Here is a 16,260-nt window from a genome sequence, read left to right as displayed (position 1 = left end):
GACTGGTGTACTGCCCGCGGGGAAATGGGGGACGACACTGAACACCGGCCCGGTGCGGTCCACGACGAACCGGTGGCGACGATGGGCCGGCGCCGGTTCGTGGACACGCTCGCCAGCCTCGGCTTCGGGGCGCTCTCGGCGGGGCTGCTCACCGCCGACGACGTGCGGGCGGCGAGCCGCGACGAGGTGCCGGTCGTGTACGGGCTGACGCGGAGCGACGACGGGGGGCTGACCCCCCGACGAAAGACGGTGCCGGCCGACTGGTACGAGGACTTCCGGTCGGCGCTGGCGGCCCACCGGAACCTGGAGGTGATCCACCGCGACGCGGTGGCCAACTCGGCGGTGGCGCCCGGGGAGTACGGCGGCGCGAACGCCTCGATACGCGTCGAGATTACGTCCGAGGACGTCCGGGGCGACGTCCCGGAGCGGGTCGAGGACACGCCGGTCGAGGTCCGCAAGGTCGAGCGGGCGACCGGCGGGAAGCGGGGGCTGCAGGCCGAGCCGACCGAATCGGTGGCGCTGGAGGGCGGCGGCGTCCCGGGGAGCGTCGCGGTCGCCAGCGACGACCTCTACGGGACCCTGGCGCCCGCGATGCGCGACCCGGCCGACGGGTCGCTGTACTTCGCCACCGCAAACCACGTCTTCGGCGGCACCGGCAACGAGGGCGAGCCGATGTACCTGCTCGACGGCGGCCGCACGAAGATCGGCGAGGTGCGCTCGGGCTACCCGAAGGCCGACCTGGTCTGCGCCAGCCCGATCGGCGACTACCGGCCGCTCCACCGCATCCGGGACGGGTCGCCCGGCCGGGTCCTCGGCCAGTTCACCAAGGTCGGGCTCGCGGACCTGAAGGCCGCGGGCGAGCCCCTGGAGAAGATCGGCGTCAAGACGGGCCACACCAAGGGGCAGATCCAGGCGGTCGACGGGCTGACCTGCGCCTACGGCGCCATCTGCAAGCAGGGCCAGCTCAAGTGGGGCAGCGAGTCGGGGTTCAGCGACGGCGACAGCGGGTCGGTCAACTACCACCCGGACCCCGACGACCCCGACGCCGGCGTGCTGGTCGGCGGGTTCAACAACGCCCGGACGTGGTGGCCCGGCGAGAACTACATCTGGGGGACCGCGGCCCACCACATCACCGAGAACCACGGGCTGACGTTCTGAACGGGCGGGCTACCGCTCCTCCTGATCCGGCGTGCGCTGGCGGCCCCTCGTGGGCCGCCACGCCGCGCAGGGGACGAGCATCGGAGGCCGGAGCGGAGGCCGGGGAGGCGTGAGACCGTTGCGGTGCGGGGCGGTGCGGTACATTTGTGACGGCAGTAGCTAGCTGCCCGCAGTCATCGTTTCCGACCCCGCCGATTCATCAGGGAAATACCCTCAAACCCGCAACTCACTCCTCGTCCAGGAACGCCGACAGCAGCTTCCGCTCGCCGACCCGGAGGTGCTGGTGGAACGTCGGCGCCGAGACGCCCAGCGACTCGCTGACCTCCTCGCCGGTGGACTCGCGCGGCCACTCGAAGAAGCCGGCGTAGAACGCCGCCTCCAGCGCCGACCGCTGGCGCTCGGTCAGGTCCTCGCCCAGCGCGGTCCGGAACTCCTCGACCGTCCGTGCCGGCCGCTCGCGCTCGCGCTGAGCCGCGACCGACGTGCCGGGCAGCCCGTCCTGGATCGACTCCACGACCGTCCGGACGTCGGCGTTCTGCGGGAGCTCGATTACGCTCCGGCCGCCGTCGGCGGTGAACTCCGCGTCCAGGAGCGTCCCGCCGTGGTCCGCCAGCCCGGAGAGCGGCGACGGGCCGGTGTACACCAGCTCGAACAGCGCGCCGTCGTCGTGCTCGTTGACAAGCCGGGCCTGCTCGACGTCGTCGGCGTCGTCGGCCCGCGAGAGCACCGTCTCGGTGTCGAGGCCGTTCGCCGTCACGAAGTAGACGAACGACCCCTCGGCGGTCATGGTCACGCCCTCCAGCGCGAACCGGCCGCCCTCCTCGCGGGGCACCCGCGCGAGGAACCCCTCGCCGCGGTCGATCTCGAACTCGACCTCCACGACGGCGTCCGAGATGAGCGCCCGCTTGTTCTCGGCGGCGTTGATCGCGTGGCCGACGGTCTCGCCCAGCTCGGCCAGCACCGCCCGCTCGCGGGCGTCGAAGGCGTTGGCGCGGTCGGCGTACACGCAGAGCACGCCGTACACCGTCTCGCGGTAGCGCAGCGGGATCGCAGCCGCCGACTGGTAGCCCCGCTCCAGCGCCGCCTCGCGCCACGGCTCGAAGTCGTCGTCCTCGGAGATGTTCTGGACGACCTGGACCTCCCCGGTCTCGAGGGCGGTCTCGCCCGGTCCGCGCGGCGTCTCCTCGTGCATCGCCCAGATCTCGTCGAGGTACCCCTCCTCGACGCCGGCCCACGCGGTCGGCTCGGCCCAGTCCGAGCCGGCCATCGCCTCGCCGGTCCACGCGAACTGGTACTGCTCGGACTCCGCGAGCCGGTCGCAGACCCCCTCGAGGATCTCCTCGCGGGTCGACGCCCGGACCAGCAGCTGGTCGACGTCCCGGATAACCTCGTTGATGCGGTCGAGCTGGGCGAGCCGACACCGCTGGTCGGCGAGCTCGGCCTCGCGGGCCGCCCGGTTGAGCGCGACCTCGACGTTGGCCGCCAGCACCCGCACCAGGTCCATCTCGTAGTCGTCGAACGCACCGACTACCGGGGAGGCGACGGTCATCATCCCCCACTCGCCGAGGGGGAAGGCACCGAACGCCCGGATGCCCTCCGACCCGTCCTCGTGGGCCCTCGGGTCCTCCCACCCGTTGTCGAAGTACTCGCTCTCGCCCCGCTCGAAGAGGTCCCCGACGATGCCCTCGCCGGGTTCGATACTCGGCGTGTCCCCGATGTCCTCGACCGTGTCGTCCGGCAGGATGTACGGCTCCAGCAGCTCGGTCTCCTCGTTCCACCGCAGTACCCACGCGTGCGGGATGTCGAGCACGTTGCGGGCCGTCTCGACCGCCGTCTCGCAGATCTCCCGCTGGGACTCCGCGGCCATCAGGTCGCGGGTCGCGCCGTGGAGCGCGTCGAGCATCTCCTCGCGCCGGACCCGCTCGGTCACGTCGTAGTAGAGCTCGACCCGACCGCCGGCGTACAGCCCCGACTCGATGGGCCGGCTCCGGTGGTGGAGGTGGCGCTCCGCGCGGTCCTCGCCCGGCGTGACGTGGCAGGTGAACTCCTCGACGTAGCTGTTGTCCTCGTAGGTCGCGGTCACCGTCTCGACGAACGACTCGTCGTCGGCGACCGCGTCGCGGATCTCGGCGTCGATGAGCGCGCGCTTGTCGGCGCCAACCACGCGCTCGCGGTCCAACCCGAAGTACTCCGACGCCGCCGAGTTGGCCCACGCCACCTCGAACTCGTCGTCGAGCACGAAGATGCCGACGTCGGTGTTGTCCATCACGTCCTCGGTCATCGACCGGTGGCGCTCCTCGTTGCGCTTGCGCTCGGTGATGTCGGTGTAGATGGCGTAGTTGCCGCCGCCGGCCACCTCGGCGTTCCGGAGCAGGAAGTCCCGCATCCCGTCGACGGCCTCGCGCTGGACCTCGGCGTCGACCGGCTCGCCCGCGTCGATGCGCTCGTTGATGGCCTCGGCGCCGTCGCGGTCCCCGTCCGGGACGATGAGGTCGTCGAGCGACTCGCCGACCGCCTCGTCGGGGCCGTAGCCGAACGTCTCCTCGAACGCCGCGTTGACCGACTCGACCACGGGCTCGCCGTCCCGGAGCGCGAACCGCGCGGTGGGCTCCGAGACGTTCTCGAACAGCGCGGCGAACCGGTCGCGCTCGGCCCGCAGCGCCGCCTCGGACCGGACCCGCGACAGCGCCTGGGCGGCGTGGGCCACCAGCAGCTCGGCCAGCCGGCGGTCCTCCGCGTCGAACTCGCCGGGGGTGTGGGCGCCGGCCTGGAACACGCCGACGTCGCCGAACGGGACGCTGAGCACCGACCGGTAGCGGTCGCTCACCACCTCGACGTCGTCGACCTCGTGGATGTCGTCGACGACGAACGACGCGCCCGTCAGGTACGTCTGGCCCGCCAGCCCCTCGTCGGCCCGGAGCACGTCGTAGCCCGCCTCCTCGAGCTCCGAGGAGGTGGCTTTCGGCACCAGGTAGCCGTCCTCCTCGACGTCGACCCCGCAGATGTCGAACTTCAGGATCTCCTCGGCGGCGTCGACGGTCCGGCGGTAGATCTCGCCCGGGGTGTCACACCCCTCCAGGGTGACCGCGACGTGGTGGAGCTCCTCGATCTTGCGCTTCTCGCGGGTCAGGTCGCGCTCGAGCTGCTTGCGGTCGGTGATGTCGGTGTAGATGACGTACCCGCCCTGGTCGTCGCCCGGGACCTTCGCGGTCCGGACCTGGAAGTCCCGGACGCCCGCGGCCGTCTCCCGACGCACCTCCGCGTCGACGTGCTCGCCCGTCCGCATCTGCTCGACGTGGCGCAGGGCCTCCCCGACGTGCTCGTCGGGCACGATGCAGTCGATCACCGACTCCCCGACGACGGACCCGGCGTCGTAGCCGAACACCGCCTCGAACGACTCGTTGACCGACCGGATCACCGGTTCGCCGTCGACGATGTCGTGGTAGACGACCGCGTCGCGGGTGTTCTCGAACAGCGCGGCGAACCGGTCGCGCTCGGCCGCCAGGGCCGCCTCCGACCGGATGCGCTGGACCGACTGGGCCAGGTGGGAGGCCAGCAGCTCGGCCAGCTCGCGGTCGCTGTCGTCGAACGCCGCGACGTCCTTCGAAACCGCCTGGAACACGCCGACGTCGCCGACCGGGACGGTCAGCGCCGCCCGGTAGCCGCTGGCGGCCGGGTCGACGCCCGCCTCGCGGAGGTCGGCGGTCCGGAGCGACTCGCCCGCCCGGTAGGCCCGGGCCGCGAGGTTGTCGTCGGCCGACACCGGCGTCGTGGTGTAGAAGCCGTCGGTCGGCACGCCCTTCGAGACCGCCTGGGGCACCAGCTCGCCGTCCTCGACGGTGTCGACCGCGCAGAGGTCGAACTCCAGCAGCTGCTCGGCCGTCTCGACGGCGAGCTCGCAGGCGGCCTCGACGCTGCGGCACTCCTCTAACATCACCGCGACCTCGTGGAGCTCGCGGGTCTTGCGCTGCTCGGCCGCGAGCCGGTCGGCCAGCCGCTCGCGCTCGGTCACGTCCCGGACCACCGCCGAGAAGTAGCGGTCGCCGTCGCGCTCTGTCGCCCGGAGCGACACCGCCAGCGGCACCTCGCCGCCGTCGCGGTGGCGGCCGGTCAGCTCCAGGTAGTCGCGCTGGACCGCCCCGGGTTCCGCGGCCAGCGACGCGACCACCTCGGCGACCCGGTCGCCCTCCCCGTCGGCGAGCAGCGTCCGGACCGGCTCGCCGACGAGCGACTCCGGGTCGCGGCCGAACACCCGCTCGACCGCGCGGTTGGCGAACGCGATCCGGCAGTCCTCGTCGACCGTCAGCGCGGGGTCGGGCGACCCCTCGACCAGCGTGTCGAACCGGTCGGCCAGCCGGTCGCGCTCGGCGGCGACCGCCCGGAGCTCGGTCGCGCGCTCGACCTGACGGGCGGTCCGGGCCGGCAGGTCCCCCGGCGGCCGGGTCGGCACGAACGCCACCTCGCCGGGCGCGCCGGCGACCGACTCGCCGACCAGCACCCGCGCGGCGTCGGGTCGGAGCTCGCCGACGGCGTCGAGCAGCTCCGCGCCGTCGACGTCCGGGAGGTCGGCCTCGGCGACGACGCAGTCGACCGCCCGGCTCTCGACGCGGTCGACCGCTGCGGCGCCGCGGCGCTCGACGCGCAGTTCGGTGTCGGACAGTTCCTCGGCGACGGCGGCCCCACGCGACTCCGCGCCGACGTACAGCACCCGCCGCGCGACGGGCCGCGGTCGGCCGCGTTCCCCCTTCGGCCGTTGCATCGTGTCACGACAGACACCGGGCCGTTGTTAGCGTTTCGTCTCGCGACGGGTTCGAAATCGGCTCTCCGTGACGGAAGACGGTGTAGGCGCCCGGAACTGTTTCATTTCCTTACGGTTCTGTAAAGAACGAATGCGGCCGGCCGCGGCGCGCCGACCCGCGGGGTCGCTTGTGCAACCATTAAGAGTCGGGGGCCGCACGTCTCGGATATGCGACTGGAGGAGTACTGGGGGGTCGGGACCAAGACGCGCGAGCGCCTCGAGGCCGAACTCGGCACCGAGCGCGCGGTGGAGGCCATCGAGTCCGGCGAGGTCCGGGCGCTCGTCTCGGCGGGACTGCCCCGCGGGCGCGCGACCCGCATCCTCCGGCGGGCCAACGGCGGCGAGGGGATGTCGGTGCTGGCGACCCGCGACGCCCGGGCCGTCTACAAGGAACTGCTCGACGTGGCCAGCGACTACGCCGTGACCGAGGACGCGGCCGACCGCATCCGGGTGCTGACGCCGCTGCTCGACCGCGAGGCGGCCGAGGAGCGCCTCGACGCCGTGACGGACGCCGCCGAGTCGTGGGCCGCGCTCGACGACTCGACCCGCGAGGAGGTGCTGTCGGCGTTCGCGGAGTTCGCCGAGGACGACCGCATCGGCGAGGACGAGGCCGCGGTCCGGACCGTGCTGGCGATCCGGGACGCCGGCCTCTCCGAAGGCGCCTTCGCCCGCGTCGCCGACATCGACCGCGCCGACCTGGAGGCCGCCGCCTCCGCACTCGCGGACCTCGACGGCGGCGACGTGGCCCGCGGGGTCGACGACGAACTCGACGGCCTGCGGGACGCGCTGGCGGGCGCGGAGGAACTCTCGGCCGACTCGCTCGACGCGATGGAGGAGATCCGCGAGGAGGCCCGCGCCGGCGCGGAGTTCGGCGAGGTCGTGATCGACTACGTCGCGAGCGAGACCGACGCCGGGTTCCAGCGCGTCCGGGACGCCGCGCCCGACGACGCGGTCGACGCCACCGACTTCGTCAACGCCACGCTCCGGAACCTGCTCGACGACCTCCGGGAGGCGGTCGGAGAGCGCGAGCGGTCGGTCGCCCGGCGGCTCCGGGGCCGCATCGCCGACAACCGGGACGCCATCGACGACGCCCGGGCGGCGGTCTCGGACCTCGCCTTCCACCTCTCGCTCGCCCGGTTCGCCCGCGACTTCGAGCTCACCCGGCCGTCGTTCACCGACGACGGCTTCGCGGTCCGGAACGCCCGGAACGTCTCGCTGGCGGCGAGCGGCGAGTCGGTCCAGCCGGTGACCTACGCGGTCGGCGGGCACGATCTCGGCGACGGGTCGACGGGAGCGTCCGACGGGGACGCCGACTCCGCGGGCCCCGAGGACGACCCCGCGCCGCCGTCGGACGCGTCCGACGAGGATCGCGAACCGTCGGTTCGCTCACCGCCGGACGGCGACCGGGTGTCGGTGCTGACCGGCGCCAACTCCGGCGGGAAGACGACGCTGCTGGAGACGATGTGTCAGGTCGCGCTGCTGGCCCAGATGGGGCTGCCGGTGCCCGCCGACCGCGCCGAGGTGTCGCTCTCCGAGGACATCGTGTTCCACCGCCGCCACGCCAGCTTCAACGCGGGCGTGCTCGAGTCTACCCTCCGGAGCATCGTCCCGCCGCTGACCGACGGGTCGAACACCCTGATGCTGGTCGACGAGTTCGAGGCCATCACCGAACCCGGGAGTGCGGCCGACCTGCTCCACGGCCTCGTGCGGCTCACGGTCGACCGCGGCGCCCTCGGGGTGTTCGTCACCCACCTCGCCGACGACCTCAAGCCCCTCCCCGAGAAGGCCCGCAAGGACGGCATCTTCGCCGAGGGCCTCGACGAGGACCTCGAACTCGAGGTCGACTACCAGCCCCGGTTCGGCACGGTCGGCAAGTCCACGCCGGAGTTCATCGTCTCGCGGCTGCTGGCGGGCGCCGACGACCGGACCGAGCGCGCGGGCTTCGAGACGCTGGCCCGCGCGGTCGGCGAGGAGGCGGTCCAGCGCACCCTCGACGACTGGTCGCCCGAGGCCAGCGCGGACGACTGACCCCTCGCTGCCCGCTCCCCGCCGACCGAACCTCAACCCATTCTCCCCCGGCGAGGCCGGCGCTCGCGCTGCCGACCCCGACGCTCTACAGCGCGGTCCTGCCGCTGGTCGCCGACGAACTGCGTGTCAGAAGAACAGCGCCCACGCGATGAGCCCCATCGTCAGCACCGCCAGCATCGCGGGCAGGAGTCCCAGCAGGATCGTGGTGAGCCGGTCGAGCCGGCGCTGGTCGTCGACCGGCGCGAGCACGCTGTAGCCGCACTCGACGCACTGCTTGCGGTCGGTGCGGTGCTTGCGCCCGCAGTCCTTGCACTGCCATCGCTTGGGACCGAGACTCATTGACGTTGGCCCAGCCGATGAACGCATGCGATTTAGGTCTTGCGTCCCGCGGCGGGTCGACGCCGACGATCCGTCGTCTCGCGGCCGGACCGTACGAGCGCTCGCGAACACTTATCAGTTCGGCGCGAGTCCCGGGAACCGATGGACGGACGCGAGCCCGACCGACCCGGGCGCGACGCGGCACCCGACCCCGAGCGCGACGGTGTCGGGGCCGACCCGGAGCGCGACCGCGGCGCCGGAGCCGACGCCGCTGCGGCCCGGCGCGAGCGACTCGACCGCCTCCGCGAAACCGCCCGCGATCGGTGGGGCCGGCCCGCCGACGACGTCGACGCCGCGGCGGCCGGCCTCGACAGCGACGACCCCGACGAGCGGGCCGAGGCGGCGTGGGCCCTCGCGGAGCTCGCCGCCGCCGACCCCGACCGCGCCCGCCGGCTCCCGGTCGCGGACGGCCTCGCGCCGCTGCTGACCGACGACGACCGGTGGATCCGCCGGGGCGCCTCGTGGGCGCTGGCGGCGGTCGCCGCCGACCACCCGGCCCGGGCCCGGCCGGGACTCGACGCCGTCGCCGAGGGGCTGACCGACGGCGACCCGCTGGTCCGGGAGAACGCGGTCCTGGCGGTCGCCGGCGTGGGCCGGGAGTACCCCCGGAGCGTCGAACCCGCGCTGCGGGACCTCGCGACCCTCGCGGCCGCCGACGACGGCCGGGTCCGCCGGCTGGCGGCCGGGACCCTCCGGCGGCTCCTCGTCCGCCTCGACGAGGACGGGTTCCCGCGCGCGGTCGAGGTCACCCCGGACGTGGCCGAGGTCCTGCGGGGCGACCCCGACGTGGTCGAGGTGACCGACGAGGACGACCGGGACGGCCCTGTGGTGCGGGTCCGCGACGCGTCGGCGGACGAGGAGTCGGGCGTCGACGGGAGCGACGCCAGTCGGGGGCCCGAGGACGATTCCGGCGCCGCGTCGCTCGGCCCGCCGGACCGGATCCCCGAGGTGCCCGCGGTCGACGCCGACCGGCCCGAGTTCGACCGGCTGGCCGCCCTCGGCGGCGGCCCGCTGACGACCGCGGCGAAGGCCCGCGTCCGGACCGCCGGCGAGGGCGGCCAGCACCTCGTGACCGTGCTCCGGACCCTCCGGCCCGACGCCGGCGTCGACCCCGAGACGGTCGAGGCGGCGGTCCGGGCGTGGGTCGGGGTGGCCGACCACGACCACGTCGCGCCGGTCCTGGCGCGCGGGTCGGCGCCCCGGCCGTGGTTCGCCACCGAGTTCATGGACGGGGGCAGCCTCCGGGACGCCGTCGGGTCGGTGGGGGTCGAGCGGGCGGTGTGGTACGCCCACTGCGTCGTCACGGCGGTCTGCCACGCCCACGCCCGCGGGGTCGTCCACGGCGCGCTCCGGCCCGGCGCGGTCGGCCTGTCGCGGACGTTCGGGTCGTGGCCCGTGCCGAAGGTCGGCGACTGGGGGTTCGGCGAGCCGCTGTCGGCGGTCCGGGACCCGCCGGTGCCGCCGGCCTATGCCGCGCCCGAGCACGTCGATCCGGCGGCGTTCGGCCCGCCCGACCCCGCGACCGACGTCTACCAGGTCGGAGCCGTCGTCTACGCGCTGCTCGCCGGGCGGCCCCCGTTCGTCGGCGACCCCGAGGAGGTAGCCCGGGCAGTTCGCACCGAGGACCCCGCGCCGCCGAGCGCGCTGACCTCGGGCGTGCCCGAGGCGTTCGACCCGCTGGTCGACCGGGCGCTCGCCAAGGAGAAGCGCGCCCGGTTCGAGACGGCCGAGGACCTCCGGCGGGAGCTGGAGGTCGTCGCGCGCGACCTGTCGCTGCCGTTCGACCTGTGACCGTCGGCCCGGTCCGTCCCGGCGCTATCGCCCGCCCGCCGGACCGTCGTCGTGGAAGTAGACCACGCGCTCGCTCTCGCTCCGGGCGCGCTCGTCCTCGGCGTCGTACCGGGTCGCGCACCGCCGGGCGTACTTCGTCAGCGCGGAGAACGGCGGCCCGCCGAAGACGTCGGCCCAGCGGTCCCCGCGCTCGACCACGACGCGCTGGTCGTAGGCTTTGCCACAGACCGGGCAGGGCGTCTCGTCGGGGTCGTGGGAGTGCACGTCACAACAGACGGGAGCGAGCGGTTTCAATCCCCCGGGCGCTGGCGGTCCGCCGCGGCGTGTTACCGACCGGTTCGCTGCGCTGACGATAGCGACGGACCGATCGCTGGGGCGGCGGTCCGACCGCGCTCCGCCCGCATTTAAGTATCCCGGACGCGACACGTCCGTACGATGGTGCTCGCGTCGCTCCCCGCCCAGGTCGCCGGCGACCCGAGCGCCGCGGTCGTCCGCTTCCTCGGGTCGGTGCTGCTCGCGTTCGCGGCGGGGACGTTCGGCTACTACGCGGTCCGGAACCGCCGGCTCGACCGGCTGGAGTCCCAGCAGCCGTTCTGGCGCTACCTCGGACTGGTGGGCGCGACCGCCGGGGCCTTCGGGCTGCTCGGCGTCGCCGGGGTGGTCGTGGAGTCGCGGGCGCTGACCGCGTTCGGCCACGGGGCGCTGCTGCTGTGCATCGTGTTCCTGGCGTTCTCGATGCGGGAGGTGTACTACAACTCCGCGCTCGCGCCGCCGCCCGACGAGCAGCGGTTCTCGCTGGCGACGCTGCGCCGGGTCGAGGCCGGCTTCGTCGCGGTCATCCTGGTCGAGTGGGTCGCGGTGCTGCTCATCGACCAGACCGCCGTCGCCGAGCTCGTCAAGGGGGTCGGCAGCCTCGCGTTCGCGGCCTACGGGCTGGTGTTCGCCGAGAAGCTGGAGTCGATGGCCCGCGGCACCAGCCTCGACACGCTCCGGCGCCACCTGATGCCGGTGCTGGCGTCGCTGGGCGGGATCGGCCTCGCGGACCTCGGCGGCGTCGCGGGCGTCAGCCCGGTGGTCGTCGGGGCGGTCGAGAACGTCTTCGTCGTCCTGGTCGCGGGCTTCCTCATCACGGCGACCATCCGGCTCCAGCAGAACGTCGAGGGGCTGTCGGCCTGACCGCGGCGCCCGACGCGACGACGCTCGCCCCGAGCGACCGCGGCCGGGACGACCGCCGCGCGAGACCTTTCATCCGCGGTCGCAGCCGCCGAAACCGTCGGAAATCATTAGTATACCCCCGTAGTGTTCCCGCCGGGGGTTACCGATGGGAGCACACGACGACACGCTTTCGAGGCGCACGTACCTGAAAACCACCGGCGCGGCGGCCGCGGTCGGACTCGGGGGGCTGACCGGCTACCTCGACGCCCAGAGCAACACGCTCGAAGTACAGCACTGGTGGACCGGCGGCGACGGCGGTCGGGCCATCAGCGTGCTGTTCGAGGGGTTCAAGCAGAAGTACCCCGACATCAAGGTCAACGAGAACCCCGTGGCCGGCGGGGCGGGCCAGAACCTCCACACCGTCATCAAGAAGCGGGTGCTGAACAACAACCCGCCGAGCACCTGGCAGGACTGGCCCGGCCAGAACCTCACGCCGTACACGGACGCGGGCGTGCTCAAGGACATCGAGCAGTCGGTGTGGAACCAGGGCAACATGAAGTCGGCCTACCTCGAGGGGCCCAAGCGGGTGGCCCAGCCGGCGGGCAACTACGTGACGGTGCCGCTCAACATCCACCGGCTCAACAACCTCTTCTACAACGTCGAGGTCGTCGAGCGGGCGGGCGTGGACCCGACCTCGTTCTCCAAGCCCAGCGACCTGTTGAACGCGATGCGGAAGGTCGAGAACAACACCGACGCCGCGGGGATGGCCCACCAGACCCAGTCGCCGTGGTCGACGCTCCAGCTGTGGGAGACCGAACTGCTGGCCCGGCACGGGCAGCAGGCGTACGACCAGTTCGTGAACGGCAACGTCGGGGCGGTCGAGAGCCAGGTCAAGGACGCGCTGGAGGCGGTCAAGGGCTACCGCCAGTACTTCAACGACGACGCGGGCTCGGTCGACTGGACCCAGGCCAACTCCAAGATCATCAACGGCGGGGCGGCGTTCATCCACCAGGGCGACTGGGCCGCCGGGATGTACCGCGGCCAGGACGGCTTCGAGTACGAGCAGCACTGGAACCAGGTGACCTACCCGGGCACCGACGGGATGTACTCGCTGGTCATCGACTCGTTCCCGTTCCCGAAGAACAACCCGTCGCCCGACGCGACGACCAAGTTCCTGCGGTACGTCGGCAGCGTCGACGGCCAGCGCCGGTTCAACCCCAAGAAGGGGTCGATCCCGCCCCGGACCGACGTCCCGCGCGACGCGTTCGGGCCGTTCCTCCGGAGCCAGATGGACGACTTCCAGAACTCGCGGGCGCAGCCGCCGTCGACCGCCCACGGGCTGGCGGTCGCGCCCGAGCAGCTGACCAACGTCGAGGGCGCGATCTCGACGTTCAACTCGACGTGGAACGTCCAGCGGACCTTCAGCCAACTCCAGCGGGCGTTCCAGTAAAGACTCTTCGGAGACGGGGTCCGCGTTCGGTGCGAGCGTCCCGACGGACGCGGTCAGAAATGACCGAGCACGGCGTCTTCGAAAATCGTCGCCGAGCCGCTCTCGGCGTCAGCGGAGCGCGGTCGCTACCGGGTCGGAATCAGGGCGGCGGGGACCGCCCCGGTCAGAGGCACAGTGGCTGTTCGCGACTCCCTTGCCTGCGACGCCGGGGCGCGAGACCCCTTGCAGGCGTACTATGCTACTGACCGAACGTTCATAGAAATACTGCATGCCATGGCCGTTCTTTAAGTGCCTCCGCTCACCCCGGCACCTCCGCGTCCGCGGGTTGTTCGACCGAGCGCGGCTCGTACAGCCGCTTTCGCGCGTCGGGGACGTACAGTCGCTCGTCGACGAGATCGTCGTCCGCGAGCTTGGTCAGGGCGTCGCGGGTGGTCCGCGCCGGCAGGAGCGCCCGCTCCCGGATCTGGCCCTGGGTCAGCGGTTTGTCGGCGTCGTCGAGAACCCTGTAGACGAGTTTCGCGCTCGGCGGGAGCGCGACGAGTCGCTCGAACCGTCGCTGCGGCGACGTCTCGGGATCACTGCCCGTGGCAAAAACGATCACTGGTCTTCGGCATAGCCGGGTGGGAGTACGGACGCCACCCGTTTAATCGTTCTTGTCCGCGGGGCGACCGGAGTCCGCGCCGATGTACGCCGCGTCGGTGCGTGCGCTGGCCGGGGTCGATTCCCCGGTCTGGCGGTGCGGACTCGTCGGACGAAACGTCGCGCCCGACGACTGCGCTCGACCCCGTCCGTGGCGGCGCCATCGTACTACCGTCTGCGAGTTTCCGTCGTCGGGCCGCGGCCACGATTTCCTTCCGCAACCACAAGCTATAAGTCTATCTTGTCGCATGATTCAGTCGGTAAACAGAGGCTGTTCGCGTCGCGCCCACCATCATGTCCCCCGATCAACCGACAGTGCTCGTCGTCGACGACGAGCGAGACGTTGCGGACCTCTACGCGATGTGGCTCGAGGGCGACTATCGCGTGCGGAGTGCCTACGAGGGCGAGGAGGCACTCGCCGTTCTCGACGACGCGGTCGACGTGGTCCTCCTCGACCGTCGGATGCCCGGCCGGTCGGGCGACGAGGTGCTCGCCCGGATCCGCGAGCGCGACATCGACTGCCGCGTCGTCATGGTGACGGCGGTCAAACCCGACTTCGACATCCTCGAGATGGGGTTCGACGACTACCTCGTCAAGCCGGTCTCGAAGGACGAACTCCACGAGGCGGTCGAACGCATGCTCACCCGGGTCGACTACGGCACCCAGCTCCAGGAGTACTTCTCGCTGGTCTCGAAGCGGGCCGTCCTCGAATCCGAGAAGGACCCCGAGTCGCTCGAATCGAACGAGGAGTACGACCGCCTCCAGGCCGAGATCGAGGACCTGGAGGCGGAAGTCGACACGGCCCGCGATCGGCTCGACGGTCACGACGACTTCGTCGGCGCGTTTCAGGACCTCTGAACCGGTGGTTCTGGTCTTCTCCGACCGGACTGGCCGGTAACGAAATCGACCGAAAGCGATTCGATACGAGCGACTGGACCGTCGAGTCCGCCGGACTCGCCCACATCACGACCTAATTGTAAACCAAAATGTGGTTTATCGACACTACCCGCGCTCGTCATTTTGTCTTCGTGAGTAGGGATACGCCCTCAGCCGCTCGCCCGCGTTCCCGAGAATGACTGTCGTCGATCTCCGGTCTGCGCCCGAAGGTACTCCGCCAGTCGATCCATACCTCTCCGGGCTGCCGGCGGCCCGGTTCGATTCTGAACGGGACAGTGCCAGTGTCCGAGTGGCGTGGGACCGGACGCGAACCGGCGCTGAAGGACGAATCGGCTTCCTCTCCGTTCCGCGGGAGCCACGCTAACGTCCTCGTATACGTTTTCGGTTTCGTCTGCGTTTCCGATTCCGTTTACGACATCACGTTCGCCTTCGGAAATGAGGCCCGCAATCCTGCATCTGCGTTTCCGTTTGCGTGTGCGTTTACGTTTCCGGAAACGTATCCGAAAACGCAGTACGGGTCCCCAATCGACGCTCCCTAATCGCGGACACGAGTTCGGTACTCCCGGGCTGATCGCTGTCCGATAGCCTCGAAAGAATATACCTCGTGTACCCCTACCCGAGGTACTTCTTGGGTGACACCGATCCTATAAATGCTTTGTGTTCAGGACTGACCCGCGGTCGGCGCCGTCCCGTTGAACACCAGTTCGGTCCCCGGCCCCACGCCGGTCCGGTTGGCGAACCCGCGGGGGAGCTCGACGACGTACTTGGCCTTGCCGTCGCTCGGGTAGGTCTTCAGTTCGCTGGTCGAGGCGTTGGGCTGCGGGCTCGCGTGCTGGACGTTGAGCACCTCGCCGTCGGGCCCGACGAAGATCATGTCGAGCGGAATCAGGGTGTTCTTCATCCAGAACGACACCTGCTGGGCGTCCGGGTAGACGAACACCATCCCGGTGTTGTTGGCCAGCGACTCGCGGTGCATCAGCCCGGACCGGCGCTCCTGGGGCTCGTCGGCCACTTCGAGGCGCACCGTGACGTTCTCGCCGTCCGGAACGACGAACGTCGCGTTGACCACCCGCTCGACGTCGGTGGTTGTGGGCGGCGCTGGGGTCGTCTCGCCGTCGGCGTTCCCCGCCGCGGTCGCCTCTCCGCCGGCGTCGGTGGTCGTCCCGCCGCCGAGCCCCCCGACGCAACCGCCGAGCAGCACCATCGCCCCCACCAGCAGCGTAGCGTAGGATTTCATGCACCGAAGATACTCCCCGACCGGGTAAAAATGTTAGAGCGCGACGACGACGAACCCCACGAGCAGCGAGAGCGTGACGACCAGTTGGACGACCGCCGACCCGAGGACGCCGACCGCCGCGTAGGCGGCCGCCCGGGCGCCCTGCCCGGCGCTCCGGGTCCGGTAGAGCTCGGCGGCGAACACCACGGCCGCGACACCGAGGACCAGCGCGGCCGGCCCGGCGACGAACAGCAGGGGGACGCTCACCACCGACGCGACGGCGACGGTCTTCGCCGAGGCCCCGCCGGCGCTCGCCGCGAGCGCGCCGCCGAACTGGTCGGCGACGACGGCCGCGAGGCCGACGAGCGTGAACGCCGCGAGTGCGAGTAGTCCCGGCGTGGCGTAGCCGGTCGACCACCAGTAGAGGTAGATGCCGACCAGCGACAGTCCCGCCCCGGGGACCAGGGGCACGACGCTCCCGACCACGCCCGCGAGCAGGATCGCCACCGCGACCGCGAAGAACGGGTCCATGACCGCCGCTTGGGCCGCCCGCGGGTTAGCGGTTCCGGCCCGGCCGCGGCCGGATCGCCGGGTTCGTTTACGCAAACGGAAACGTAATCCCAAACGCAATCGCAAATGTTGTTTCCGGGACACGTGTCTGACGAAGGATTAAATGGGTCGTTTGCGTTTGCGCAAACGAAAATGGCACGCTCCATCCGGGCCTGTACCTTCCTCGACAAGGGAGGGACG

12 protein-coding genes are annotated in these 16,260 nt (G+C 71.6%); 6 read left to right on the top strand and 6 right to left on the bottom strand.

Features of this window, described 5'->3' with window-relative positions; genetic code table 11:
- Positions 1-24 precede the first annotated feature (24 nt).
- Entirely contained in the window at positions 25-1,158 is a 1,134-nt protein-coding gene (locus ACQUQF_RS23975; RefSeq protein ID WP_435181929.1) for a hypothetical protein, read from the top strand.
- 226 nt (positions 1,159-1,384) lie between these two features.
- Here the strand turns inward: ACQUQF_RS23975 and ACQUQF_RS23970 are convergent, their stop codons facing one another.
- Entirely contained in the window at positions 1,385-5,917 is a 4,533-nt protein-coding gene (locus ACQUQF_RS23970) for a GAF domain-containing protein (protein ID WP_435181928.1), read from the bottom strand.
- A 207-nt stretch (positions 5,918-6,124) separates the two neighbouring features.
- Between ACQUQF_RS23970 and ACQUQF_RS23965 the strand changes: the two genes are divergently transcribed.
- Positions 6,125-7,984, top strand: coding sequence for a MutS-related protein (locus ACQUQF_RS23965; RefSeq protein ID WP_435181927.1), 1,860 nt, complete (start codon positions 6,125-6,127; stop codon positions 7,982-7,984).
- Between the two features lie 126 nt (positions 7,985-8,110).
- On the opposite strand, the gene ACQUQF_RS23960 is transcribed toward ACQUQF_RS23965, so the two are convergent.
- Complete coding sequence (locus ACQUQF_RS23960; RefSeq protein WP_435181925.1) at positions 8,111-8,323, bottom strand: hypothetical protein; 213 nt, start codon at positions 8,321-8,323, stop codon at positions 8,111-8,113.
- A 141-nt stretch (positions 8,324-8,464) separates the two neighbouring features.
- Here ACQUQF_RS23960 and ACQUQF_RS23955 point away from each other — a divergent pair, with 141 nt between their 5' ends.
- Positions 8,465-10,153: a protein kinase domain-containing protein gene (locus ACQUQF_RS23955; RefSeq protein ID WP_435181924.1), complete on the top strand. Its 1,689-nt coding sequence runs from the start codon at positions 8,465-8,467 to the stop codon at positions 10,151-10,153.
- 24 nt (positions 10,154-10,177) lie between these two features.
- On the opposite strand, the gene ACQUQF_RS23950 is transcribed toward ACQUQF_RS23955, so the two are convergent.
- Positions 10,178-10,417, bottom strand: coding sequence for a hypothetical protein (locus tag ACQUQF_RS23950; protein WP_435181923.1), 240 nt, complete (start codon positions 10,415-10,417; stop codon positions 10,178-10,180).
- A gap of 171 nt (positions 10,418-10,588) precedes the next feature.
- Between ACQUQF_RS23950 and ACQUQF_RS23945 the strand changes: the two genes are divergently transcribed.
- Both ACQUQF_RS23945 and ACQUQF_RS23940 read left to right on the top strand, forming a co-directional pair.
- Positions 10,589-11,329 (top strand): hypothetical protein, encoded by a 741-nt coding sequence (locus ACQUQF_RS23945; RefSeq protein ID WP_435181922.1) that lies wholly within the window; start codon positions 10,589-10,591, stop codon positions 11,327-11,329.
- 145 nt (positions 11,330-11,474) lie between these two features.
- On the top strand, positions 11,475-12,758 hold the full coding sequence (locus tag ACQUQF_RS23940; protein WP_435181919.1) for an ABC transporter substrate-binding protein: 1,284 nt from the start codon (positions 11,475-11,477) through the stop codon (positions 12,756-12,758).
- A gap of 298 nt (positions 12,759-13,056) precedes the next feature.
- Here the strand turns inward: ACQUQF_RS23940 and ACQUQF_RS23935 are convergent, their stop codons facing one another.
- A complete protein-coding gene (locus tag ACQUQF_RS23935) occupies positions 13,057-13,359 on the bottom strand; it encodes a hypothetical protein (RefSeq protein WP_435181918.1) in 303 nt (100 codons plus the stop codon).
- Between the two features lie 332 nt (positions 13,360-13,691).
- On the opposite strand from ACQUQF_RS23935, the gene ACQUQF_RS23930 reads away from it, so the two are divergent.
- A complete protein-coding gene (locus ACQUQF_RS23930) occupies positions 13,692-14,255 on the top strand; it encodes a HalX domain-containing protein (RefSeq protein WP_435181917.1) in 564 nt (187 codons plus the stop codon).
- Positions 14,256-14,955: 700 nt separating this feature from the next.
- Here the strand turns inward: ACQUQF_RS23930 and ACQUQF_RS23925 are convergent.
- Both ACQUQF_RS23925 and ACQUQF_RS23920 read right to left on the bottom strand, forming a co-directional pair.
- Positions 14,956-15,531, bottom strand: a complete 576-nt coding sequence (locus tag ACQUQF_RS23925; protein WP_435181915.1) for a DUF192 domain-containing protein — start codon at positions 15,529-15,531, stop codon at positions 14,956-14,958.
- Positions 15,532-15,564: 33 nt separating this feature from the next.
- Positions 15,565-16,041 carry a DUF456 family protein gene (locus tag ACQUQF_RS23920; RefSeq protein ID WP_435181913.1) on the bottom strand — a complete coding sequence of 159 codons (477 nt, stop codon included), beginning with the start codon at positions 16,039-16,041 and terminating at the stop codon, positions 15,565-15,567.
- Positions 16,042-16,260 lie beyond the last annotated feature (219 nt).

The sequence above is a fragment of the Halorussus sp. AFM4 genome (assembly GCF_051194995.1).
In the GTDB taxonomy this organism is placed as follows: Archaea; Halobacteriota; Halobacteria; order Halobacteriales; family Haladaptataceae; genus Halorussus.
The sequence above is the reverse complement of the archived record's forward strand: the minus strand, read 5'-3'. Positions and strand labels throughout refer to the sequence as shown.